The following is a 24617-nucleotide window of genomic DNA, read 5'->3' as shown; positions in this document are numbered from 1 at the left end:
CCTCATCCAACGCTTCTGATCATTCGAAGCCGTCTGATGTGGACTCTGTTTTCCTGGTCGGGCCGGTGGATTCGGCTGCGGTGCCGGTGCTCTCCGGCAAAGACCCCGTGGAGTCCGCTGTTGTGGACGGCACGGACGTCAAGGGGGGTAAGGGGGGTGCCGACGGCAGCGTGCCGGGCGGGAAGCCGACTCGTGATGTCCCGGTCGTGCCAGGTGGATCGCTGGTCTGCTGATCTTGAAGATGAGGGGGATCCATTCTCGTGGGAGGGGGCCGACGGTGTTGGTGAGCGGGATGTTGCCGGCGATCTGGATTTGTTGCCGACGGATTGGGAGAGGTTTGCCGAGTTAGCACAAGCCGGGCACGATTTCTCTCCCGTCGCACACGATCTGCACGACACGCTGGACCGTACGCACAAGGACCTCCCCAGCGACGCCCGTTCCACCGACGACGTCGGACTGACCGCACCGCCGCCGTTTCCGCACGCCGAAGGACCGGCACGGGCGGAGATCTGGATGCAGCCGGGCAGCGACGGGGTGAAACCGGTACCAGACACGATCCAGGACCGACGCCCGAAACGAGACGGCGCACGACGGCGCCTGGCCTGGCCCGGTAGTAGGCGGGCCGACGACACCGCCCCGCTAGCGCGAAGCATCGCCCGGCGAAAAAGGCCGCCGCTGCCGCCGCGATTGCGGAGTTGGAGGCGTTGGAGGAGCAGGGGCGGTTGTCTTCGGAGCAGCAGGCCGAGCTCAATTTGCGGCGGGAAATAAAAATGAACGAAACTGAGGTACATCGCCTGGTAAACCAGGTATCGCTAGGGAACAATGCCGCTAAGGAAGTCAAGGCGCTGGAGGCGTTGCCGCGGAGTGTTGAGATTGAGGCCAAGCTGCCTACGTTGCGGAGCAAGGTGGCTAGGTTGGCCGCGTTTGCGGAGCCGTTGAAGGAAACGAAACAAAGGCTTGCGGAAAGCAGGAAGAAGCTCAAGCTGATGCAGGAGGCTGGATCGGGGCGGATTGCGGGTTTGGAGGCAAGTGGGCAGCAGGATGAGCAGAGCGCAATGGTTCCGAGCGGGGTATCGCGGGGGGAGTTGACTGAGGAGCAGGAGGCGGAGCTGGCGGAGCTCCAGCCGGAGGTGGCGCAGCGGAAGCAGCAAAACAGGGAAACGAAGGCGAAGTATTACCGGGGGTTAAAGGCTGCTGCCGGTCGTGTTGTGGTGTTGGAGGAGTTGGCGGGTTGACTGAGGAGCAGGAGGCGGAGCTGGCGGCGCTCCAGCCAAAGGCGGCGCAGCGGAAGCAGTGGAAACAGCACAAGAAGGAAGGTGATGCGAAGTATCGCCAGGCGAGGAAGGCTGCTGCCGATCGGGTTGTGGTGTTGGGCCGCAGCTGGGATTGACCCCGGCATTCCGGGCAATGGTGAGAGTGAGGTGCTCACCCCGGCCGATCAGGCAGCACAAGAGGCGGCGCAGCAGAGACAGAAAAAGAAGGAAGAGAACGCGAAGTTTCTCCAGGCGAGAAAGGCCAAAGTCGCTCGGTTTGCGGAGTTGGAGAAGCTGAAGGGGCAGGGGCAGCTGACTGAGGCGCAGGAGACGGAACTGGCGGCACTCCAGCCGAAGGTGGCGCATTGGAAACAGCTAGAGAAGGCAAGAAACGCGAAGGATCACCAGGCGAGAAAGGCTGCTGCCGCCCGTGTTGCGGTGTTGGAGGCGTTGAAGGAGCAGGGGCCGTTGACTGGGGAGCAGACGGTGGAGTTGGCGGAGCTCCAACCGAAGGTGGCGCATTGGCAGAAACGGAAGGAAGGGTGGGGCTGTCAAGTTTTCGGTGTAACTGTTGATTTCGGTTCTATCGGCGTCCGGCGGACAGGCGTCCGTCGAAGGTGATCTCGAAGGCGTTGAGGGCCTTCTTCCAGCGGTTGGACCAGCGCTTGCGGCCCGTTCCGGTGGGATCAAGACTCATGATTGCGAGATAGACGCACTTCAAGGCAGCCTGCTCGCTGGGGAAGTGGCCGCGAGCGTTCACCGCGCGGCGGATGCGCGCGTTGATGCTCTCGATGGCGTTGGTCGTGCAGATGATCGTGCGAATCTCCGGTGTCGAACTGCAAAAACGGCACGAACTCCGCCCACGCGTTGGTCCACAGCCGCACGATCGCCGGGTACCGGGCCTCCCACTTCTCGCTGAACTCGGCGAACCGGTCCAGCGCCGCTTGCTCCGAGGGCGCGGTGTAGACCGGCTTGAGGTCCTTGGCGATCGCGCTCCAGTCCCTGAGGGGGGCATAACGGAAACTGTGGCGCAGCAAGTGAACGATGCACGTCTGCACGATCGTCTGCGGCCACACCTGCGCGATGGCCTCGGGCAGGCCCTTCAGCCCGTCGCAGACCACGATGCAGCAGTCGACGGTGCCCCTGTTCTTGATCTCGGATAACACCCGCAGCCAGTACTTGGCGCCCTCCCCGGCGCCGTGCTCGCCGGCCCACAGTCCGTGGACGTCGCGGGTGCCGTCCACGGTCACGGCAAGCGCGACGTAGATCGGCCGGTTGGCGACCTGTCCCTCGCGGATCTTGACGTGAATGCAGTCGATGAAGATCACCGGATAGACCGGGTCCAACGGCCGGTTCTGCCACTCGGCCATCCCGTCCATCACCCGGTCGGTGATCGTGGAGATCGTCTGCTTGGACACCTCGGCCCCGTAGATCTCGACCAGGTGAGCCGAGATCTCGCCGTGTGTCAATCCCTTGGCGGACAACGAGATCACCAAATCGTCCACGCCGGTCAACCGGCGCTGCCGCTTCTTCACGATCGTCGGCTCGAAACTCCCGTCGCGATCCCGCGGCACGCTGATTTCCACCGGGCCGGCCTCGGTCAGCACCGTCTTGGCCCGTGTGCCGTTACGCGAGTTGCCGCCGCGGCCGACCGGGTCGTGTTTGCCATAGCCGAGATGATCATCTATCTCGCCGACTAGCGCGGCCTCGGTGACCAGCTTGGTCAGCCGACCCAGCAGGCCGCCCTCACCAGTCAGCCGCAGCCCTTCGGCACGGGCCCGATCGGCCAGCTGCTGGATCTGCTCATCCATCGCCGCCAGGTCTGCCGCGGCGGCCTCGCTGGCCTGTTCGGCCTTCACCTCAGTCACTGGTGCCTCCTACATGGATTGCGGATGACGAGCGCAGGGGTGCACAGGGTGGGGTGTCGCAGGATGTGGGGGAGGGAGTGGGTGGTGTCGAGGCGATTGCCGGAGGGTTTGATTTCGCCGAGTTCCTCCCCGACTACACCGACGGGGAGGGTTCCGTTCGGTCGTTTGGGGTTGAAGGCGATAACGGTCTGTCTTTCGGTGAGCCGTTTCCGGCGGCTGCGGTGTGGCCGGATGCGGGGGATGCGGGGGAGTCTGGTGTGTGGAGGGGCGCAGATCCGGTAGCGGGGGGTGAGTCGGTTGGGGATTGGTATCGGTTTCTGCCGGGGGTGAATCAGGCTAATTTTGGTTCCGGTGATGAGCGTTATCAGGTGAACTGCCAGGAGGCGGTGGTGGCGCTTCACAATTCTGTCGGGTTCGGTCGGCAGTTTGTGGCGGGTCCGGCTGGTGTTGATCGGGATCCGGCTGGGTTGGAGGCGGCGTTCGGGGCGAAGGCCCGGTGGGTGGGGGGTGTTGCTGGGGTTGAGCAGTATGCGCGGAGCGGGCCGGTGGGTGTGGGTGTGCCGGTGATTTACCAGCGAGCCGACGGTAGCGCGCATGTGATCGCTGCGGTGCATGCCGGAGACCGCTATGGGCATCAGGTGGTGGATCTGCTGGATCCGCATAAGGGGGAGGTCGCTGAGAAAGCTGATGTCTTGGCTGCGACCGGGATGTGGATGATTGGTGCCGGTGCCGGTGCCGGTGCCGGTGCCGGTGCCGGTGCCGGACCGGGAGATGGTGGTCTTGCCGCCCAGTGGGTCCGGGTTGCGCAGCCACGGCTGGGGATCCGGACTGCCCACCGAGGTGACGGGTCCGAAGCGTCAGCTCGGTGCGTGGCCGGTGACCGGGAAAACCGGCCCGAAAGGCACAAAGAGGACGCAGGCGGAAGGCCGATGAGAGTGTGCGGGCGGCGGCTGGCGAGAGTTCCGGGGCCCAGGTGGCAGCAGCAGCGGCTGGGATTGATCCAGGGAGTCCGGGCAACGGCGAGAGTGAGGTGCTCACTCCGACCGATCCAACAGGACGAGCGGGCGGCGGAGCGGAGACAGAAAAAGAACGAATTGAACGCGACGTATCGCTGGGCGAAAAGGGCCGAAGCCGATCGGGTTGCGGTGTTGGAAGAAGCTCAAGCTGATGCAGGAGGCTGGGTCGGGTCGGATTGCGGGCGTGGTGGCAAGTGGGCAGCAGGATGCAATGGTGCTAGGTGAGGTGGGGGAGTGGACTGGGGCTGGGCAGGGCGAACAGGACGCGGGGCCGGCTGACGTCGATCTCGATGGGTGGCATGATCGGACGTTGCGGGAGTTGGATGAGGGCAGGGCGGATGCGGTGGAGGGCACGGCGGATGCTGGCGTGATGCAGGGCGAGGATGCTGCTTACGAGGAGTTTGTCGCGACCGCGTTGACCGCGTTCCTGCGACAGGATGCTCGGGAGGGCGCGGCGGATGCTGTGGAGTCGGGCAATGAGGCAATGAGGGCTGGGTATCGGCACACAATCAGGCTGGAAAACCCACCACAGCGTGAATAATGCAGGTATCTCCAAGGATGCCCGCCAGCTTCGGCAGAGGCGGATCATCGCGAGTGTGATCATGGTTTCGGAGTTGGCGGTCAGGCGTTCGTCGTCTCGTGCGAGGCGGCGATGTCGGATCAGGCACCCAAAAGGTCGTTCGACCACCCACCTGCGCGGTAGGCCCTGGAACCCCTTGACATCGTCGCTGCGTTTGACGATTTCCAGTACCAGTCCGAGGTTTTCCTTCGCCCAGGCCGGCAGGCCGTTGATGATGGAGTTGGGGTGTCCGGCATCGGTCTGGACCAGCGCGATCGGGGGAACCGGGCGGCCAGGTGTTGCAGGATCTCCCGCCCTCCGACGTGGTCCTGTACTGACGCGGAGGTGACCATGACGGTCAGTAGCAGGCCGAGGGCGTCGGCCGAGGGTGTCCACGGTGAGGTGGCGTTTGCGGCCTGTCGTCTTCTTATCGAACCCGTGTGCTTCGCCGCGCTCGCTGCTTTCGATGGACTGGGCATCCAGCACCGCCGCCGTCAGGTCCGCCTGGTGCCCGGCCTGGATACGGACCTGATCGCGCAGCGCGTCGTGAACACGGTCGATGGTGCCCTCGCTGTTGCGCTACGTGCCCACCTGGTTACCCAACAGTCTCTTGGCTTGCCTCTAAAAAGTTACCCTGGTCAAACTGGCCGCTGTGTGATCACGGAACGCCTTGGGTGATCATTTTTCTTGCCAACAACTCAAGCGGCGCCGGCATGACCCCGTCCCGGTGCAGGGGCAGTGGCTGGCCAGTGTCTTGCGAGAGCACACGGCCTACTACGCCGTACCAGGCAACTCCGATGCGTATCGACCTTCCGCCATCAGGTGACCAGGCTCTGGCACAAGGCGCTCCGGCGCCGAAGCCGGACATCCCTGGTGGGTGTGTGAACCGCATTGTTGACCGCGAATGATCGCCACGAACACCAGGATGATCGCCTGCATCACGACAGTGATGAGGTTCTGCGGCTAGGTCAGTATGCTCGCCGCGAGGTCGCTGATCGAGTGGTACCAGTGGCCAGCCCGTGTCACTCCAGCGCGCGAAGGTTCGGCACGACGTCCACGACGGAGTCCGGTACCAGAGTGCCGCAGCCGTTGAACCGTCGCGGCCTGGATTACGTGTGGCTACCAAAACGCTGATCGGAGCCCCATCCATCGGTGCTGCAGGGCGGAAGGAGTGGTAGATGGCGAGCTTATTGTCTCGTCGGACGCAAACCGCTGGCGATGATGCGCTGATCCGGTCGCTGTTCGAGGAGCACGGTCGCGCCCTGCTCGCTTACTCGACGCGACTGACCGGCGATCGAGCGGCGGCCGAGGACGTCGTGCAGGAGACGCTGGTACGAGCGTGGCGAAATCCCAACGCCCTGGTGAACGGGAAGGGTTCCGTTCGCGGGTGGTTGCTGACCGTGGCGCGCAACATCGTCATCGACCGCAGCCGCGCGAAGGCCGCTCGTCCACCGGAGGTCGCGGCCACGCCGACAGCGCCGCCGGCAGTGCGTGACCACGCCGACTCCGTGGTCGACTCGATGGTCGTCACCGAGGCGCTGGATACGCTTTCGGAAGACCACCGCGACGTGCTGGTGCAGATCTACTTCCGAGGACTCAGCGTGGCTGAGGCAGCCGCTGAACTGGCAATACCGCCGGGAACCGTGAAATCACGATCCTACTACGCCTTGCGGGCACTTCGTGAAGCGTTGGGCGGCGCAGCGTTGGTCGCATGGAAAGAGGTGGCTCGATGAGCAGCCAGGATCACAAGGTCGACCTGGGCGCCTACGTGTTGGGCGTACTCGACGAACCGGAACACAGCGCGCTCGACGAGCACCTGACGTCCTGCGGACACTGCCGTGGGGAACTGGAGGACTTGGAGCAGATGCGGGCCGTGCTGGACGAGGTCCCGCCGGAGTTGTTCCTGGACGGACCTCCGGACGACGCAGACCTGCTGTTGCAGCGCACCTTGCGGCAGGTTCGTTCGGAGAAATCCAGGGCGTATGGCATCAGGCACGCCGTGGTAGGCGCGGCGGCGGCTCTCGTCGCGGCCGTCGCCCTCGGCGGCGGCGTGCTGATCGGCCGAGCGGGTGACAGCGCACCGCCGCTGGTCGTCGCGCAGCCGCCGATCGCGTCCATGCCGCCCGCCGGAACGAAGGCCGCCACGGCCGTCGACTCGGCCAGTGGGGCGAGGCTGACTGTGACGGTCACGCCTGCAGCTGGCTGGGTGCGGTTGAACGCCGCGGTCAACGGGATACCGGCGGGCGAACGGTGCCGCTTGGTCGTAGTGGGCAAGGACGGTAGCCGGGAGATCGCTGGTAGCTGGCTGGTGTCCGAGAAGGGCGCGAACGAAGGCAGCGCGCTGGATGGTTCGGCGCTGATGGCGCCGGACGATGTGGCGGCCGTCGAAGTGGAGAACTTCGAGGGCACCAGATTCGTCTCCACGGCGGTCTGACCAGGCGACATATTCCGACGTCAAGCCCCGTCCCGGAACATCCGGGGCGGGGCTTGCTCAGGCCGCGGCCCGGGAGTGCGATGATGGCTCGGTGTCCACAAGCCAAAGACAGTCTGGGCGCCGGGCGTGGCGGCTGGCCGCAGTTCTGCTGCCGGTCGGGCTCGTCGCGGCGTTGGGTGTCGGGTACGTCGACGGGCACGGTGTTCATGGCGCTCCGGGGCCGGTGACCGGCGATTTCGTCGACATCGCAGATGTTCCCCCGATGGGTCCGCAAAACCGGTTCGGCCCGGACGCCTCGACCGGCGTGATGACGGTTGACTGCGGTCGTAACGAAAACGCCCACCGCAACGCGGACAACGTCATCGCATCGCCTGCCGTGTCCGGCGGAGCGCATCACATGCACGATTACGTGGGCAACCTGGCAACGGATGCGTTCGCCACCGACCAGAGCCTCGCTGCAGCCGAAACCACTTGTGTGAACGGCGACAGGTCCACCTACTACTGGCCAGTGCTTCGCCTGCTGAACGGCGACGAGCCGGGTTCCGCCGATATGCCGCACAACCGCGGCACGATTCTTCAACCGGCCTCAGTACTGATAAGTTTCCGCGGCAATCCGGCCAGCAAGGTGATCCCGATGCCCCGGTTCCTGCGGGCCGTCATCGGCGACGCGAAGGCGCTCACCAACGGCTTGGACAACGCCGCCCGAGTGCACTGGACCTGTTCCGGAATGCTCGACCGGCAGACGAACCGCTATCCGAGGTGCCCGGACGGGCATCGAGTGGTCCGGGTCTTCGACTTTCCGAGTTGTTGGGATGGCAGGAGGAACGACAGCCCGAACCATCGCGATCACCTGGTGTTCCCGGCGGGAAACGGGGTATGCCCGACCAACTCGTTCGCCGTCCCGCAGTTGCGCATCGAAGTCGACTACGACGTGCCCAGCGACGCGGAGTACGCCATCGACACCTTCCCCGATCAGCAGCGCAGCCCGATCACGGATCACAGCGATTTCATAAACGTGATGACCGATGAGCAGATGGCACACGTCGTGGCCGTCGTGAACAACGGGCGCATCGGCTGAGGAAGAAACCTCCGAAATGAAAATGGTCGTGAGTGCGTTGTCCGGGCTCCGCCCGGCAACGCACTCACGACCATTGGTCAGCGGTAGGTCAGCCGAAGAACACCGACTCCACGGCATTGTCGAATCCGACCTCGCCGAGATCGGCGACATCACCGTTGATGACCAACGACTTGCCGGTGCAGTTCTGCCCGGACCACAGCTTCAAGGACCCGGACGCCGAAATCGACGACGTCACGTCGCGCCGCGCGACGTTCTTGCAGCCCGGTCCGGCCACGCCCTGCGAAGCACCGTCGTCGCTGAAATTCTTGTCGTCGAAGAGAACCGCGCTGTCGGCGGATTCGGTCGGCTGCGTGCTGCCGTCCTGCGCATCGCCGTTGCCGTCACCGGTTTCGGTCCCGGCTTTCTGGCCGTTCGGAGTGATCCCGAACCACGTTCCGCCCACACCTTGGCCCTTGGCGTCGCCCGGCTTGGTGTCCTTGGCGAAGCGGTAGACCGGCCAGCCACCGATGGTCACCTGGAGGCTGCCGTCGTCCCGTTTGACGGTGCCCACCTTGGACTTCGGAACGCCGGCCAAGAAGATCCTGCCGCCCGGAGCCACGGTCAACGGCGGCCAGGTCTTCGCGCAATCCCCGTTGCAGTTCGACACCGAGGGCTTGGCCGTGTCCTTGTCGAACCGGTACAACGTGAGTCCGGCACCGTTGACCACTACCGGGTCCAGAGCACCTGCCTGGGAAGCCTTCAACTGCACCCACTTTCGCGCAACATTCTGGTCCGCGGTGTTGGCTGTGCCGTCGGACCCGGTTGCCCAGTCCCCGGTCTTCGCCGTCGCATTGTGCGCCTTGGCGGTCCCCGCCAGTAAGGACAGGCCGGCGCTTCCGGTCTCGGGGACCTGCGCACTCGGCGCGGCAGGCGCCGGACCCGCCGCGAAGGTCGGCAACCCGCACGCGCTCAACGACACCGCTCCGGCGACGACGAGGACGGCAACGTACTTGGCTCGCTTTGACAGCATGAGTTCTCCCCTCAAATCCCGGGCTCCAGCCAATCTGCAGCCACGTACGGCGGAAACACGTGCCCCGATCCGCACCGGTTCAAGAGATCGCTGAATTTTTCGGACGCCCGCCGTTGACTCGATGGATGGCGTATGGTGATCGCGTCATGTCTGTGAGTGACATGTGGACAGAGGCGGGATGGACGCCGGGGCGCTGGGCAGCGGCGATCAACCGCATCTTGGCTTCGGTGCGTGCGGCGGCGGCTCGCGCATTAGGTGATCGGCTTGGCCGCACGATCACCAAGGACGATCTTTGGTCGACGCTGCGTTCAGCAAGTACTCGATCTCCGTGAGCCAGCACTTCAACACGTCCAGCGTGGCGACGATCGGCGGTCTCCTACGGACCGGCGTGGGCGTGGCGGCTTTGCCGGCCTTGGAGTTGCAGGGTTTCGGTTTGGAGGATCTCGTCGCGGTACCCGTGGATTCGCCGGGAGCGACCAGGGTCATCGGCGTGGTGTACCACTGCTCCCAGGACCTCTCGCCTGTCGCGGCTCGTTTTCTGGACTTCATGCGTGCGACCGAGATCGATCCCCCGCGAGGAGTCTCCCGCGGCCTCGACGGCGACACCGGCGAACCAGACGCGATCAACTGGCACCGTACATGATCAGCCAGCGCGCCGATGCCGGCTTGTTGCGCGCCGTGTGTCCATTTCGTGCGGACTTTCCCCGGTATGAAGGCGTTCCTGGGCACGATTCCGCTTCCGCCCGAAATCTGTCCAATTGCGACTCTCCAGCGAGGCTTAGTCTCTGCGGTTCCTATTCCTGGTGCGCCACCAGACCACGGGAGCCCTCTTGAGCCCTCTACTTCCTGGCCCGAGTCACCGACCCCAGCTGAGCCGGGGGCCTGCTTAGAGGCTCCGGCAATAGGCCGGGAAAGTTGATTAGAACCGCAGGTAGAAGTCCGTGAGCCCGTTGGGTGCTGCAGAGGCCGCTGTAAAACCCGTTCTGCCTAGAGGTTTCGGTGGCGATCCCAACGGGCGCGGTCTCGTTCCGCCTCGCCAACCGATGTGAAGGGCGAACGGCCTGTTCGCTTCGGTAGGTGGCACGAACGGTCCGTTCGCTTCAAACAACACGCCAAACGCTGCTACCGCACCCAGCCGCGCTCACGGTTTCTGGGCGGGCGGGCGGGCGGGGGGCCCGGTTCTTACCAGGGGACTCGGGTGAGCTTTTCCGGGTTGACGATGTCGCAGATCTGCGTCTCGCTGCGTTCGCTGACCAGCGGCGATTAGCGGGCGCCCTACCAGGGCGACCAGTGCTGCGGCCACGTCGGGAACCTTGAACGACGCCGCGGGTACGCCGCCGGTGATGTCCGCTGCCGGGCTGGCCAGAGCCCGTGTGGTGCCCCGGCGTCGAGGGCGGCGTAGCGGTCGCCATCGACGAATTTCGTTGCCAGACCGAAAGTGTTGGCGTAAAACTGCACGGCAGCGTCGACGTCCGCCACCCGGTGTTGCGTGTTCCCGATTTTGATTGGGTCGATCTTCGCGGGGGCACTCATCGGGCGACCCGTAGCCGGTTCCTTCTGCGCCGTCGAGGTGTGCAGCTCGGCACCTCCGCGACGGAGGATCCGGGGCAGCAGTGGGGTTTCGAGCCCGCGGCTGCTCCAGACTTCGGCACCTCCGCTCCAGACTTCGGCACCTCCGCGTCCGTTCCTTCCGGTGAATAGATTCTTGCGATAGTTGTGGTGCCACCTCGCGCCGTACGGCGCGAACGTGGCCTCGGCCTCCCGCTGCACCGTCAGCGCGGGGGTTCTTCACGAACCCGTTCGGCCCCTGCACCAGCAGCGCGGAGCCGCTGACCAGCTTGGTCGCCTGCTTGTACCGGGTGAGCGCTTCGCAAACCACCGCGAAGGCATCCACGTCCCAAGGCGTGAGCACTCCGACCGCCATCAGATTGGGCGCCAACCGGTCCCACGCCGCACGGGCGTCCTCGGACGGCTCCTTCAACGGGGTGACCTCGCCTTCGGGCGGGATCGGCTGGTTGATGCGGTCGTGGCGGTCGCCGTGCAGCACCTTCAGCGCGCGATGGCTTTCCGAGCCCCACAGGCTCGGGGAGTCAAGCCAAAGCGCGGCAAGCTGGTCGAGCCGCTGCCGGACCGCCGGGTGGTCCTAAAAGTGCAGGAGCAGCACGGGACCGCGCTCCAGCCCGCCGTCCTCGTAGGAGGACAGGTGGGCGGACACCTCGTGGTGGCGGGGAAGTCGAGCGGGTTCCACGACCGGCGGCGTCGCACACGGCGTTCGCCCCTTTGTGCAGTGTTCGCGGAAGCTCGTGCAGCAAAGGCTTTCCGGGGTTGCCCCGGTTTGTTCCCGCGAATATCACAGTTCAATGCGCTGGACGTTGCCAACATATCGAACGGAGGCGCCTAAATGCCTCTCCCGCAGTACCCGCCTCACCACGGCCGCCGTGCTCGCCCTCGCCGTGGGCGGCATGACCGCGTGCGGTGACGGCGGCGCCACTGAGGCGGCCGCACCGTTCAACGCGTCGTTCTGCGCCGAGCTCCGCAAGAGCCACCCGGAACTCGTCGGGGCCGAGCTGAAGGTCGGCACGACCGTTGGGCAGGGCAACTTCGAATTCATCACCCCCGACGAGCCGGATGTGGTGAAGGGCCTCGACCCCGACCTGGTGAGCCTTGTGGGCGACTGCCTCGGCTTCCGCTCCACGTTCGCCCAGATGGAGTTCACCGGCCTGGTGCCCGCGCTCCAGTCCGGACGCGTGGACCTCGTCGCGTCGAACCTCTACGTGACCGAGGAACGCGCGCGGAAGGTCGACTTCGTCACCTACCTGAAGACGATGAGTGCCGTCGTCACGCAGAAGGGGAACCCGAGGAAGCTCACGAGCGCCGACGCGCTGTGCGGCACCACGGCCGCGCAGGTCGCCGGAACCGTCGAGAGCGAGATCATCGAGAAGCAGTCGCAGTCATGCGAGCGGTCCGGCCGCGCCGGGATCACACCGCTGGTCTTCTCCGCGCTGGACCAGGCCGTCGCCGCGACCACCACCGGCCGCGCCGACTTCTTCATGAACGACGCGGGCATCGCGAAGTCAGCCGTTGAGAAGTCCCCCGAACACCTCGACCACGGTTTCTTGGTCGACACCAACCTCGTCATGGGCATCGCCACGAACAAGAACAAGAGCGAGCTCCGCGACGCCGTTCACGAGGTGCTGGTGCGTGCCGAGGCGGACGGTGCGCTGCGCGAGCTCCAGCGGAAGTGGGGCTTCGGCGAGAATCAGCTCATCGCCCCCCAGATCGTGGCCTGACGGAGGTTCCCGTGCCGTCCTTCTGGCACTACTTCCTGCTGCCGTCGATGTGGCAGGGCCTGTTCACCGGGCTGAAGATCGCCGCCGTCGCGTTCGCTGCGGGTCTGGTGCTCGGGCTCGCGCTGGCCGTCGCCCGCGACGCCGCGCTGGGCGTCGTCCGCCTGATGAGTGCGGGCTACGTGTGGCTGTTCCGCGGTACGCCAATCCTGCTGCAGCTGGTCTTCCTGTTCAACTTCCTCCCCGCCGTCGGGATCGGGCTGCCGCCGCTGCAGACCGCGATGCTCGGCTTCGCGCTCAACGAGGCCGGGTACTGCACCGAGATCTTCCGTGGCAGCCTCCGGTCGGTGAGCCGGACGCAGACGACGGCCGCGGCGTCGCTCGGGATGGGCCGGTGGCTCACGCTCTCGCGCATCGTCCTGCCGCAGGCACTCAAGGCCGCCATCCCGGCGCTCGGTAACGAGGCGATCTCGCTCGTGAAACTTACCTCCATCGCGTCAGCGATCTCGGTCACCGAGCTGACATTCCGCAGCCAGCAGATCGTCGCCACCAACTTCGAGGTCGTGCCCGTATACGGCGTGGCAGCCGTGATGTACCTGCTCGTCATCACGGCGATGACCGCCGCGCAGTCCGCGCTGGAACGTCGATTCGGCGCTCCGGCCGACCGTCCGTCGGCCCGGGCGCGCCTCTTCGCGTTCCGCAGCCGGACGCGCCTTCCGCGCGCCGGGCGCTCAGCGGTGCCGGTTGCCGGGGTCGACCGCTCCGGCCGCGACAACGCGTTCCTCTCGATCCGCAACGTCTCCAAGCGCTTCGGCGACCGCGAGGTGCTGCGGGACGTAAGCCTCGACGCCCGGCGCGGCGAGGTTCTCGTGCTGACCGGTCGCAGCGGGTCGGGCAAGAGCACCCTGCTGCACCTGGTTAACCATCTGCAGGCGGTGGACGGCGGGGAGATCCTGGTCGACGGTCGCCACGTGGGCTATGTCGAGCGCGGGGGACAGCTCGTCGAGGTCGCCGACCTCGCACGGGCCCGCGCTGAGGCCCGGATCGGCATGGTATTCCAGCACTTCGACCTGTTCGAGAACCTGTCGGTGCTGGACAACGTGGCGTTCGCCCCGCACCACGTGCACGGGCTCAGCGAGGAGGCGGCGCGCGAGCGGGCGAGACAGCTGCTGGTCCGAGTGGGCCTCGGCGAGCACCTCGGCTCGTTCCCCGCCACCCTCTCCGGTGGTCAGCGCCAGCGGGTCGCGATAGCCCGCGCGCTGGCCGTCGACCCCGTCGTGATGCTGTTCGACGAGCCCACGTCGGCGCTCGACCCCGAGCTGGTCGACGAGGTGCTCGACACGGTGCGTGGGCTTGCGGCAAGCGGGATGACGATGCTGGTCGTCACCCATCACGTCGAGTTCGCGCGGGAGATCGCCGACCGGGTGGTCGTCCTCGCGGACGGGCGCATCGTGGCCCAGGGCCGCCCCGACGAGGTGCTGGGAGGCCCGGCTGGCGCGCGTGGCTGAGCAGAGCCGCAGCGGAATGGTCTTTCGGTTTTAGGTTGATCTGCTTGTGGGGGTTTGCGGGCGGGTGAGTTGATCGAGCGAGTGACCGGCGTCCGGTATTCGGTGACGCAGACCTGGACGGTGTTGCGCGAACGGCTTGGCTGGAGCCGCAAGTCGAGTTATCAATCCCTTGCCGCCGCACGTTCCCCCGGCGTCGACCTCGCTCACGCTGCGACGGCACGCTCGGTCCGTTGCGGACGTACGTGTCGACCGCCGGGGGCGAGCAGTACTACTCGGGGCGCTGGCGGGGAAGCATCTTCACGGACAGCACCGCCGCTACGACGGAGAAGACGATGCTGCCTATCACCACTGTGCTCAGGCCGCTGCTGAACGCGTCCCGCAACAGATCCGCGGAGATCTGCGGGTGGGCGACGATCCTTCCGGCAGCCACCTCGTGCGCGATCTGGGCTGCGCGCTCCACCGGGAAGCCCATGTCACCCAGCTGGCCGCCGAGGACACTGTGGACGTTGGCGGATAGCAAGGTGCCCAGCGCTGCGACACCGACGACCACGCCGAGCGGGCGCATGCTGTTGGCGATCCCACTTGCCAGGCCAGCCCGTTCCACGGGCACGCCGCCCAGGGCTGCCGCCATGATCGGTGCCTGGCAAAGCCCGCCTCCCGCGCCGAGCAGCACGAAAGCGGGTCCGAGCAGCAGCCAGCTGGTGTCGGTGGTGATCAGGGTCAGCGGCAGCAGGCCCAGCAGCGTCAGTGCCACCGCCGTCGTGGTAACGGCAGATGTGCTGTAGCGGCTCAACAACTTGCCGCCCCACGGCGCGGTCACCAGGAACGGCAGGATGATCGGCAGCAGGGCGCTCCCCGCAGCCAAGGCGGAGTAGCCCCGGATCTGCTGGAACCAGATCCCCAGGTACGTCATCAGGCCGAAGAAGGACGCCACGACCGCGAACAGGATGACCAGTGCCCCGCTGTAGTTGCGCTGCCGGAACAGGCTCAGGTCGACCAGGGGGTGGCGGAGGCGGTGCTCAGCCAGGATGAACACGGCGAACAGGACGATGGCAGCGATCAGTGAGCCGAGCACGACGGCGTCGCCCCAGCCCCGGCCAGCCACCGAGATGATGCAGTACGTGATGAAGAACAGCGCCGCCGAGGCCAGCAGCAGACCGGTCAAGTCCAGCTTGCGGTCGGCGTTGCGCTGGTCCCCCCCGCCAGCCCGGCCCGTCGACCAGCACGCCGCCGAGCAGGGGGCCCACGACGAAGGAAACCGACCCGACCGTGGTGTAGATGCCCAGCGCGCGGGCGCGTTGGCCGCCGGTGAAGCCTGCGGTGAGCTGCGCGAGTCCGCTGGCCGTGAGCACCGCTGCCGCCAGCCCCTGCACCGCCCGGGCGCCAATGAGCACGCCCGGGGTCTGTGCGATGGTGATCAGCATCGAAGCGAGAGCGAAGGCCAGCACGCCGATGCCGAACACCTTGCGGAAGCCGATGCGGTCGGCCAGCACGCCCGCGGCGAGCAGGCTGGCTCCGTAGACGAGGCTGTACCCGTCGACGACCCATTGCATGCCCGAGAGCGAAAGCGAGAGGTCCGTGCTCATTCGGGGCAGTGCCACGTTCACGATCGTCGTATCGATGCCGGCCATGCCGACGGCCACGGCCACCACGGTCAGCAGCCTTTTCTGTCCTGGGCTCCACGGCTGTTCTTTCAGCCGCGCAGCAGCGCTTTCCTCCGAGGACGCCTCTGTCATTGCGGGGATTCCTTCAGTAACTGGATTGTTTACTTGTAATCAAACCTGTCTGCGCAGTTATCGTCAAGCCGCGCCGAACAGCTCGGACAATGCGCTGTGCAAGGTGTCCGCAGGGCCGGTGCCATCGCCCGCCCACGCGATATGCCCGTCCGGGCGGATCAGCATTGCGTCCACAACGGACGGTTCCGTGGTCTTGGCGGCGATCAACTTCACTCGATCGGACCAGGCTGCCGCGACTGAGCGGCACCGCGAACCGCCGCTCAGCTCCAGCAGCACCGGTCTGCCGTCGCGCAGCAGCTCCGCCAGGCGGGTGGCGGTCGCGTCGGTGATCAGGGGAACGTCGTGGGCGAATTCCCCGGCCAGCGGATGGGAGTCGAGCCCAGCGGGGTGACGGATCCAGGTGCCGGTGATCATCTCGGTGAGATATCGGTTGACCTCGTCCATCTCGATCATTTCCGCGAACAGCTCGCGTAGCGCGTCGACCTGTGCGCCCGGACGCATGAGTGCGACCTGGGCGCGGGTGTTGGTCAATACGCGGGCCGCCACTGGGTGTTGCTCGCTGTGGTATGTGTCCAGCAGCGTCGGCGACGCCCAGCCGCGCACCTCGGCAGCCAACTTCCAGCCCAGGTTGAACGCGTCCTGCAGGCCCAGGTTCAGGCCCTGCCCTCCGGTGGGGAAGTGCACGTGCGCGGCATCCCCGGCGAGCAGGATCCGCCCGCTCCGGTATTGCGCCGCCTGGCGGGTGTTGTCGGTGAACCGGCTCAGGTGCTCCGGGGTGGACAGCGGGAAGTCCTGGCCAGTGACGCGTCGCACGCTCGCCCTGATCTCGTCGCTGGTCGCCGGGCTGTCGAAGTCGACGTCCTGGTCCCATTCGCAGGTCATCACCCGGTTGCCGAGCCAGTTCAGGCACACACCGCGATCGGTTCGCACCCGCCCGGGCGGGAAGTTCTCGGTCGGTGCCGGGGCGAAGAAACCCAACCGCGCCACCACGGTGTGCCCGGATCCGGGGAAGTCGATGTCGGCCTGCCTGCGCACAGCGCTGCGGCCACCGTCGCAGCCGACCAGGAACGGCGCCCGCGCCCGGTAGGTTCCGTCGGGGGCGGAGATGTCGGCGACGACGCCGTTCTCGTCGTGCTCCATCGACGTGAACTCGTGCCCGTGGCGGATGGACGCGCCCAGGTGCAGGGCGTGTTCGCGGAGGATTTCGTTGATGCTGTCCCGGCTGAACGCCAGGGCCCGCGGCTGCTCGGTGCGCACCTCGGACTTGCCGATCACGAACATGCCGGAGAAGTGCCCGCGCACGCGCGGATGCCCGTCGTCGTCCTGGAAGTACTCCTGCAGTTCGTGGGAGCTGCGCGCCGCGTCGTCGAAGGCCTCCAGCAGACCGCGGCGATCGAGGAGTTCGAGGCTTCGGGAGTGCAGTCCCACGATCCGAGGCTCGGTCTGCTCCGGTCGGCACCGCTCGACGACAAGCGTGCGCACGTCGTGCAGCCGCAACTCGCAGGCGAACAGGAGGCCCACCGGGCCACCGCCGACGATTATCACCTCGAAGTCTGCTTCTGGCCGCATGGTTCTCCTAATGCAGGATTGACACGGCGGCACGCCGTGGACGAAATGAGGGGATTCAGACGAACGCTTCAAACCCAGGAGCGCCGCATGCGGCCGTCCGGAGTAAATCTCTTCCTGGGGGTTTGTTTACATGGTAACATCGTCTTACGGAAACGGCTAGCGGTAAGTGGGGAAACCGCGCTCGGGGAAGTTGGCTCCGGATTTCGGAACATTCCGTTTGTTGCCCTTGGTGTTGGTTGAACACCTGGCGAACTCGCCGATGCTCGCCTGCAAATAGATATGCGTGTGAGGGATAGATGGCAGATCAGGGATATCCGCGATCTCGTGCCGAAGCGGCGGCGGTGTTCGAAGCGGTCGAGGACAGCGTCGCGGCCCTGACGCGTTCGACCACGTGTGCCGCGTGGACGCGGGACCGGGATGATCTGTTGCTGGTGATCGAGGAGCCCGAAGGTGGTGCTCCAGGGGACTTCGGCGCGCTCGCTCAAGAGGTGCGCGCGGCCGTGTCGCGGCAGCACGACCTCGTGCCTGCGGAGATCGTGTTCGTCCCAGCTCGATCCATTCCTCGCGGCGGCAACGACGAGGTGCTGCGCGCGGAGACGGCTGCCATTCATCTCCGGGGTGGCTTGGACGTGCTGCACGCGACCCGGCAGCTGGGAGTCGCGGCGCCGCCGCTGCTCGGCGCGGAAGAATCCATTGTGGACGACGAGGTGCTGCGCGGCCTGGCTGACGCGGCCGAAAGCGGTGGCGAGGCCGCGCCGCTGGACCTCGAACTCATGCGGCTGGACGTCGCCGAGTTGCTCGGTGAATCAGCGGAGAGCATCGCCGACGACGAAGACCTGATCATGCGGGGCTTGGACTCCATCATGATCATGACCTTGGTCAACCAGTGGCGCGCCGACGGGGTGCAGGTCAGCTTCCCGGAGCTGTTCCAGGACGCGGTTCTGGCCAAGTGGTGGGAGAGCATCAGCGGGACCAGCGAGCCCGAGGCCGGCGACGAGGCGGCGGTCGACGAGGCGGTGGTCGACGAGGCGGCGCCGTTCGACCTGTCGGTGATGCAGCATGCTTACTGGGTCGGACGCGGCGACGAGCAGGTGCTCGGCGGGGTCGGCGCGCACTTCTACAACGAGTTCAGCGGTCGCGACGTGGATCCGCCGCGGCTGGAGCGCGCGGTGCGGGCGCTGACCGAACGCCACGGCATGCTGCGAGCCCGGTTCACCGATGACGGCAGGCAATGGATCGCCGCCACCTGCCCTTGGCCCGGTCTGTCGGTGCACGATCTGCGTCAGCTCGCCGCGGACGAGGTCGACCACCGCCTGAGCTCGCTGCGCGAGCGCCTGTCCCACCGCCGGCTGGAGGTCGAGCGGGGGGAGGTGTTCGACGTCCAGCTCTCCCTGTTGCCTGGCGGTGCCAGCCGGGTGCACGTCAACATCGACATGCTGGTCGCCGACGCGTTGAGCTTTCGCATCCTGCTCACCGACCTGGCCAGGTGCTACGAGGAACCGGAGGCCGAGCAGCCGCCCATCGGCTACAGCTACCCGAAGTATCTGGCGCAGCGCAACCGCCGGCGGACCCAGGCGGCCGAGCAGGCGCGCGCATACTGGCGGGACCGGATCGCCGACCTGCCAGGCGGGCCGGAGCTGCCGTTGGCCATCGCACCCGAACGGATCAGCCAGCGCCGGGTGACCAGGCGTTACCACTGGCTCGACGCGCAGGGGCGGGATCTGCTGGCGGCCAAGGCGCGGCAGCACGGGCTGACCATGCCCGTGGTGTTCATGACCGCCTTCGCCGAAGTGCTCGGGACCTGGAGCGCCAGCAAGAGGTTCCTGCTCAACCTGCCCCTGTTCGACCGGGAGGCGGTGCACCCCGACGTGTTCCGCCTCAGCGGCGATTTCACCAACTTGATCCTGCTGGAAGTGGACCTGACCGAGCCGAGCTCCTTCGCTGAGCGCGCCCGGCGGCTGCGTGCGCAGCTGCAGTCCGACACGGCCAACGCCGAGTACTCCGGCGTCGCGGTCCTGCGCGACCTGGCCAGGGCCAACGGCGGAGAACCGGTGCGCGCACCAGTGGTTTTCACCAGCGGGCTGAGCCTCGGCGAGCTGTTCAGCGAGGAGGTCCGCCGCTGCTTCGGCAGCCCGACATGGATGATCTCGCAGGGCCCCCAGGTGTGGCTGGACCACCAGGTCACCGAGCACGACGGGGGCTTGCTGCTGAACTGGGACGCGGAGAACGAGCTGTTCCCCGACGGTCTTCTTGACGCCATGTTCGCCGCCTACCGCGTCGTGCTGGACTGGCTGGCCGCAGCCGACTGGGCGCAGCCGGTGCCGCCGTTGCTGCCGGCCGAGCAAGCGGCGGTCCGGGCTACCGTCAATGAGACCGAGGGGCCGACGTCTGGCCTACTGCTGCACGAAGGTTTCTTCCGCACTGCCGAGATCGCGCCGCAACGGCCCGCGTTGCTTTGGGGCGAGCAGGGCGTTCTCAGCTACGGAGCGCTCGCCGACCGCGCCCGCCGCATTGCCGGCTTCCTGCTGGGGCGCGGGGTGCGGCCCGGTGAGCGGGTGGCGATCACGCTGCCGAAGGGTCCCGACCAGGTGGCCGCGGCGCTCGGGGTACTACTGGCCGGGGCGACCTATGTGCCGGTGGGGGTGGACCAGCCGGTGGCGCGCCGGGCGAAGATCTACCGCCGCGCCGAGGTTCGCCAGGTACTCACCACTGCCGAGGAGCGGACGGACTCGACCTGGCCCGCCGATGTCGAACCGGTCGCGGTCGAGGTCGCCACGTCGGTGGACCCGCTGACCACCCAGGTGCCAGGGGACCGAACCGACCTCGCCGCCTACGTGATCTTCACGTCCGGTTCGACCGGCGAGCCGAAGGGTGTGATGGTCAGCCATGCGGCGGCGATCAACACCATCGCCGACCTCAACGAGCGCTTCGAGGTCGGCGCCGAGGACCGGGTGCTGGCGATCTCCGCGCTGGACTTCGACCTGTCGGTCTACGACATCTTCGGCCTGCTCTCAGCTGGCGGGGCGCTGGTGCTGGTTCCCGAGGCCGAGCGGCGCAACGCCGCGCACTGGGTGGAGTTGGCACGGCGCTGGAAGGTCACGATCTGGCAGTCCGTGCCCGCGTTGCTGGACATGCTGTTGACCGCGGCCGCGGCTGCGGACCAGGTGCTGGACCTGCGGTTGGCGCTGCTGGGCGGTGACTGGGTGACCGTCGACCTGCTCGACCGCCTGCGGGCCTGCTCGCCGAAGGGCAGGCTCGTCGGTCTCGGCGGGACCACGGAGGCCGCCATCCACTCCACCATTTGCGAGGTCGAAGAGATCCCGGCCCAGTGGAGCTCGGTGCCCTACGGCACCCCGCTGCGCAACGTCCGCTGCCGGGTGGTCGATGAGCGGGGCCAGGACTGCCCGGACTGGGGGGTGGGGGAGCTGTGGATCGGTGGCCGTGGTGTCGCGCTGGGCTACTGCGGCGACCCCGACCGCACCGCCGAACGGTTCGTGGTGCGGGACGGGATCCGCTGGTACCGCACCGGTGATTTGGCCCGGTACTGGCCGGACGGTTCGCTGGAGTTCCTGGGTCGCGCCGACCACCAGGTCAAGGTGCGGGGCCATCGCATCGACCTGGGTGAGGTCGAAGCCGCGCTCAACAGCCACCCCGACGTCGCCCGCAGTGTCGTGGTGGTGACGGTGGCGGCCGGTACCCGGCTGGTGGCTGCCGTGTTTCCCGGTGGGCGTGTGCCGCCTCTGGAAGACCTGCGGGACTGGCTCGGCACCCAGCTTCCCGCGCACATGGTGCCCGCCGACTTCGTGGTGTTCGACGAGCTACCACTCAACGCCAACGGCAAGATCGACCGCAAGCGGCTCGTTCGACTGCTGGCGCCGGAAGAGCGCACGACGGCGGAGCTGCGGTCGCCGCAGGGTCCGGTGGAAGAGCTCGTGGCCCAGGCCTGGTCGGATCTGCTCGGCGGGGAGCCGATCGGACGCGACGACGACTTCTTCACCCGCGGCGGTGACAGCCTGCTGGCCACCCGCGTCGTGGGCAGGCTGCGCGCGGCCGGTCTGCGCGGGGCTGAGCTGCGGGCGTTGTTCGCCAAGCCGGTGCTGCGGGACTTCGCAACAGACCTCGAAATCGGTGCGTCACCGGTTGCGAGCGCGCTCCCGGCTGACCCGGCCCACCGGTACGAGCCGTTCCCGCTCACCGACGTGCAGCAGGCTTACCTGCTGGGGCGGGGCCGGGACTTCGCGCTCGGCGGTGTCGCGTCCCACTGGTATTGGGAGTTCGACACCGCCGATCTGGACCTGCCGCGCTTGGAGGAGGCATGGAACCGGGTCGTCGCCCGCCACGAGATGCTGCGGGTCGTGTTCGAGGACGGCCGGCAGCGCATCTTGCCCGCGGTGCCGCGCTATGCCCTCTCCGTCGAAGACGCGCGTGGCGGTGCTGAGCAGGTCGCGCTGGACCGAATGCGGGCCGCCATGTCGCACCAGGTGCTCGACGTCTCGCGCTGGCCGCTGTTCGACATCCGCGCCGTGCGCTACAGCGGCGGGCGGGTGCGCCTGGGGTTCAGCCTCGACCTGTTGATGCTGGACGCGCTGAGCATCGTGATCGTGTTCGCCGAGCTGAGCGAGCTCTACCACCGTCCCGGAACCCGGCTGCCCGAGATCGGGGTCTCCTTCCGCGACTACGTGCTCGGTGCTTGCGGGGATCGAGAGCAGCTCGCCGAGAGCAAGCGCTACTGGGCAGAGCGGGCTCCTTCGCTACCTCCGGCACCGCAACTCCCGCTGCGCACCGATCCGGAACTCGTCGCGCAGCCGCGCTTCACCCGCAGGCAGAGCCGGATTCCGCGGCAACGCTGGCAACGCATTGTCGAACGAGCGCGGCAGCGCGGGCTCACCCCGGCTTCGGTGCTGGCGACTTGCTTCGCGGAGGTCCTGGGACGCTGGAGCAGGCAGCGGGAGCTGACGCTGAACCTGACTCTGTTCGATCGCCGCGAGGTCCACCCCGAGATCAATGGCGTGGTCGGGGATTTCACCGCCCTGCTGCTGGTGGGTTACGAGCCGAGGGCGGGGGAGTGCTTCGCCGAGCGCGCGGCCCGGTTCCAGCGCCAAATGTGGCAGGACCTCGACCACCGCGACGTCTCGGCAGTGCAGGTGATGCGGGACCTGGCCGCTTCCCGCGGATCTGCGGCCGCTATGCCGGTGGTGTTCACCAGCGCGCTGGGCATCGGCCGTGACGTCGCCGCCGAGCGGTTCGCCGAGGAGGTTTGGGGGCTGTCACAGACCCCGCAGGTCTGGCTCGATCACCAGGTGCGCGACGACGAGGGCGGCATGCGGTTCAACTGGGACGCGGTGGAGGAGTTGTTCCCGGAAGGGCTGCTCGACGCCATGTTCCAAGCTGAGTGCCGCCTGCTGGACTGGCTGGCCGATGCCGACTGGTCGCAGCAATTGCCAGACCTGCTTCCCACTTCGCAACGAGCGGTGCGCGAGCAGGAGAACTCGACCCGCGAACCGACCGCCGCAGCGACGCTGCTCCACAGCGGATTCTTCGCTCGTGCGGACGCCGACCCGGCGCGTACCGCCCTGGTGTGGGGTGCGGACCAGCGGTGCGAGTACGGCGAACTGGCCGACCTCGCCCTGCGGGTGGCCGCGCACTTGGTGGAGCGCGGGGTGCGGGCGGGCGACAATGTGGCCGTTGCGTTGCCCAAGGGACGCGACCAGATCGTTGCCGTGCTCGGCGTCCTGGCCGCTGGAGCCGTGTACGTGCCGGTGGGCGTCGATCAGCCCGATCAGCGCAGGCAGCGGATCTACTCGCGGGCCGGCGTGCGCGTGGTGCTGGACGACCTGGCGGAGGCGTACCGCCGGAAGCCCTTGGCGGGTCCGGTTGAGGTGGATCCGGAGAGCCTCGCGTACGTGATCTTCACCTCGGGTTCGACCGGTGAGCCGAAGGGTGTGATGGTCAGCCACGCGTCGGCGATGAACACCATCGCCGACGTCAACGCCCGGTTCGGAGTCGGCGCCGAGGACCGGGTGCTGGCGATCTCCGCGCTGGACTTCGATCTGTCGGTGTACGACATTTTCGGCTTGTTGTCGGTCGGCGGTTCGGTCGTGCTCATCGACGAGGACGGAAGGCGGGAAGCCCGCGAATGGGCCGGGCTTTGCCGCCGCTGGAACGTCACGGTTTGGAACACCGTGCCCGCTCTGCTGGACATGCTGCTGGTGGTGGCAGACGTCCTGCCCGGGTCGTTTCGGCTGGCTCTCGTCTCCGGCGACTGGGTCGGCCTGGACCTCTGGGACCGACTTCGCGAGCGGGCACCGGGGTGCGCGCTGGTCGCGCTTGGCGGTGCCACCGAGGCCGCGATCTGGTCGAACTTCTTCGAAGTCGAACGGGTCGACCCGCGATGGCGTTCGATCCCCTACGGCAGACCGCTGGCCAACCAGCGGTTCCGCGTGGTCGACCCCACCGGTCAGGACTGTCCTGAGTGGACCGAGGGGGAGCTGTGGATCGGTGGCCGCGGTGTCGCGGCCGGCTACTGCGGCGACGCCGATCGCACCGCCGAGCGGTTCGTCGAATGGGACGGGATCCGCTGGTACCGGACCGGGGACCTCGGGCGGTACTGGCCTGATGGCGTGCTGGAGTTCCTCGGCCGGGTCGACAACCAGGTGAAGGTGCGAGGTCACCGCATCGAACTGGGCGAGATCGAGGCGGCGTTGACCGCGCATCCCGACGTCGGCCAGGCCGTCGCCGCCTCCGTCGGGGACCGGGCTCCCGCGCTCGTGGCGGTGGTGGTACCCGAGGGCGACCGGTCCTGCGATTCCGACGAACTGCGATCGTGGCTGCTCGACCGGCTGCCCGCCTACATGGTGCCCGAGCGGATCGCCGAGATCGCTGAGGTGCCGTTGACCGCCAACGGCAAACTCGACCGCGCCTCGGCCATCCGCGGGCTGGCCGACGGCGCGCGGGAACCGGCTGAGACCGGTGAACCGCTTCGCGGCGAGGTGGAGATCGCGCTGGCCGAGCAATGGCGCGAAGTGCTGGGCGTGCCGGCGCTCGCCCGTGACGACAATTTCTTCGTACTCGGCGGCGACAGCCTGTTGGCCACCCGCGTGGTGGAGCGCATTCGCCGCCTGTTCGGCGTGGACATCGCGTTGCGCGAGTTCCTCGCCGGGCCATCGCTTCAGCAGCAGGGGGAATTGGTGAAACAGCGTTCGCAGGCCGGTCACCAGATGGAGGAAGGCGTCATCTGATGGCCCATCGCGCTACCTCGACCGATGGGTGCGGATGGGGTACGCTGCCTGTGGAATACGCG

The 24617-nt window shown here is 67.2% G+C and carries 18 protein-coding genes and 3 pseudogenes; 13 read left to right on the top strand and 8 right to left on the bottom strand.

From position 1 onward, the window contains the following. From SSPN_RS55205 to SSPN_RS0122660, 4 genes are all read left to right on the top strand, one after another. On the top strand, positions 1 to 233 hold a 233-nt coding region (locus tag SSPN_RS55205), incomplete at its 5' end, for a hypothetical protein (protein WP_237710692.1). A 471-nt stretch (positions 234 to 704) separates the two neighbouring features. Continuing rightward, a complete protein-coding gene (locus SSPN_RS60160; RefSeq protein WP_237710691.1) occupies positions 705 to 1235 on the top strand; it encodes a hypothetical protein in 531 nt (176 codons plus the stop codon). Beyond that, positions 1232 to 1390 (top strand): hypothetical protein, encoded by a 159-nt coding sequence (locus tag SSPN_RS56955; protein ID WP_010309324.1) that lies wholly within the window; start codon positions 1232 to 1234, stop codon positions 1388 to 1390. Before SSPN_RS60160 ends, SSPN_RS56955 begins: the two co-directional genes overlap by 4 nt. A 31-nt stretch (positions 1391 to 1421) precedes the next feature. After that, entirely contained in the window at positions 1422 to 1874 is a 453-nt protein-coding gene (locus SSPN_RS0122660) for a hypothetical protein (RefSeq protein ID WP_010309319.1), read from the top strand. On the opposite strand, the pseudogene SSPN_RS45120 reads toward SSPN_RS0122660, so the two are convergent. Together SSPN_RS45120 and SSPN_RS56950 are read right to left on the bottom strand one after the other, a co-directional pair. Further along, a pseudogene (locus tag SSPN_RS45120) lies at positions 1837 to 3064 on the bottom strand (IS256 family transposase). The gene SSPN_RS0122660 and the pseudogene SSPN_RS45120 overlap by 38 nt on opposite strands. 53 nt (positions 3065 to 3117) lie before the next feature. Beyond that, entirely contained in the window at positions 3118 to 3957 is an 840-nt protein-coding gene (locus tag SSPN_RS56950) for a hypothetical protein (protein ID WP_158309619.1), read from the bottom strand. Between the two features lie 331 nt (positions 3958 to 4288). Between SSPN_RS56950 and SSPN_RS60155 the strand changes: the two genes are divergently transcribed. Continuing rightward, a complete protein-coding gene (locus SSPN_RS60155) occupies positions 4289 to 4678 on the top strand; it encodes a hypothetical protein (RefSeq protein WP_044574781.1) in 390 nt (129 codons plus the stop codon). 99 nt (positions 4679 to 4777) lie between these two features. On the opposite strand, the pseudogene SSPN_RS62830 reads toward SSPN_RS60155, so the two are convergent. Further along, positions 4778 to 5164, bottom strand: a pseudogene (locus tag SSPN_RS62830) (transposase family protein); the annotation flags it as partial. Here SSPN_RS62830 and SSPN_RS60150 point away from each other — a divergent pair. The 4 genes from SSPN_RS60150 (at position 5048) to SSPN_RS0122625 (ending at position 8208) form a co-directional block, all read left to right on the top strand. Continuing rightward, entirely contained in the window at positions 5048 to 5374 is a 327-nt protein-coding gene (locus tag SSPN_RS60150; RefSeq protein WP_237710690.1) for a hypothetical protein, read from the top strand. The pseudogene SSPN_RS62830 and the gene SSPN_RS60150 overlap by 117 nt on opposite strands. 500 nt (positions 5375 to 5874) lie before the next feature. Beyond that, positions 5875 to 6429: a sigma-70 family RNA polymerase sigma factor gene (locus tag SSPN_RS0122635; RefSeq protein WP_044574778.1), complete on the top strand. Its 555-nt coding sequence runs from the start codon at positions 5875 to 5877 to the stop codon at positions 6427 to 6429. Further along, positions 6426 to 7130, top strand: coding sequence for an anti-sigma factor family protein (locus SSPN_RS0122630; protein ID WP_010309303.1), 705 nt, complete (start codon positions 6426 to 6428; stop codon positions 7128 to 7130). The genes SSPN_RS0122635 and SSPN_RS0122630 overlap by 4 nt, the downstream gene beginning before the upstream one ends. Before the next feature lie 91 nt (positions 7131 to 7221). Further along, positions 7222 to 8208, top strand: coding sequence for a DUF1996 domain-containing protein (locus SSPN_RS0122625; RefSeq protein WP_010309299.1), 987 nt, complete (start codon positions 7222 to 7224; stop codon positions 8206 to 8208). 88 nt (positions 8209 to 8296) lie between these two features. Here the strand turns inward: SSPN_RS0122625 and SSPN_RS0122620 are convergent, their stop codons facing one another. Then, positions 8297 to 9217 (bottom strand): hypothetical protein, encoded by a 921-nt coding sequence (locus SSPN_RS0122620; protein ID WP_010309296.1) that lies wholly within the window; start codon positions 9215 to 9217, stop codon positions 8297 to 8299. Positions 9218 to 9497: 280 nt separating this feature from the next. Here SSPN_RS0122620 and SSPN_RS0122615 point away from each other — a divergent pair. Further along, positions 9498 to 9860: pseudogene (locus SSPN_RS0122615) on the top strand (LysR substrate-binding domain-containing protein); the annotation flags it as partial. Positions 9861 to 10358: 498 nt separating this feature from the next. Here the strand turns inward: SSPN_RS0122615 and SSPN_RS60145 are convergent. Continuing rightward, positions 10359 to 11141 carry a P27 family phage terminase small subunit gene (locus SSPN_RS60145; protein WP_237710807.1) on the bottom strand — a complete coding sequence of 261 codons (783 nt, stop codon included), beginning with the start codon at positions 11139 to 11141 and terminating at the stop codon, positions 10359 to 10361. A gap of 538 nt (positions 11142 to 11679) precedes the next feature. Between SSPN_RS60145 and SSPN_RS0122605 the strand changes: the two genes are divergently transcribed. Together SSPN_RS0122605 and SSPN_RS0122600 are read left to right on the top strand one after the other, a co-directional pair. Beyond that, positions 11680 to 12507, top strand: a complete 828-nt coding sequence (locus SSPN_RS0122605) for an ABC transporter substrate-binding protein (protein WP_029535624.1) — start codon at positions 11680 to 11682, stop codon at positions 12505 to 12507. A gap of 11 nt (positions 12508 to 12518) precedes the next feature. Continuing rightward, positions 12519 to 14012 carry an amino acid ABC transporter permease/ATP-binding protein gene (locus SSPN_RS0122600; RefSeq protein ID WP_010309281.1) on the top strand — a complete coding sequence of 498 codons (1494 nt, stop codon included), beginning with the start codon at positions 12519 to 12521 and terminating at the stop codon, positions 14010 to 14012. Between the two features lie 268 nt (positions 14013 to 14280). Here SSPN_RS0122600 and SSPN_RS61750 read toward each other — a convergent pair whose 3' ends face one another. The 3 genes from SSPN_RS61750 to SSPN_RS0122585 form a co-directional block, all read right to left on the bottom strand. Next, complete coding sequence (locus SSPN_RS61750) at positions 14281 to 15048, bottom strand: MFS transporter (protein ID WP_272941776.1); 768 nt, start codon at positions 15046 to 15048, stop codon at positions 14281 to 14283. Further along, positions 15032 to 15748 (bottom strand): MFS transporter, encoded by a 717-nt coding sequence (locus SSPN_RS61745; RefSeq protein WP_010309273.1) that lies wholly within the window; start codon positions 15746 to 15748, stop codon positions 15032 to 15034. Before SSPN_RS61745 ends, SSPN_RS61750 begins: the two co-directional genes overlap by 17 nt. Before the next feature lie 63 nt (positions 15749 to 15811). After that, positions 15812 to 17317 carry an FAD-dependent monooxygenase gene (locus SSPN_RS0122585; RefSeq protein WP_010309270.1) on the bottom strand — a complete coding sequence of 502 codons (1506 nt, stop codon included), beginning with the start codon at positions 17315 to 17317 and terminating at the stop codon, positions 15812 to 15814. A gap of 296 nt (positions 17318 to 17613) precedes the next feature. On the opposite strand from SSPN_RS0122585, the gene SSPN_RS0122580 reads away from it, so the two are divergent. After that, entirely contained in the window at positions 17614 to 24555 is a 6942-nt protein-coding gene (locus tag SSPN_RS0122580; protein ID WP_083822028.1) for a non-ribosomal peptide synthetase, read from the top strand. Positions 24556 to 24617: the final 62 nt, after the last annotated feature.

It is taken from the genome of Saccharopolyspora spinosa NRRL 18395 (genome assembly GCF_000194155.1).
Taxonomy (GTDB): Bacteria; Actinomycetota; Actinomycetes; order Mycobacteriales; family Pseudonocardiaceae; genus Saccharopolyspora; species Saccharopolyspora spinosa.
This window is presented reverse-complemented; position numbering and strand designations above follow the sequence as displayed.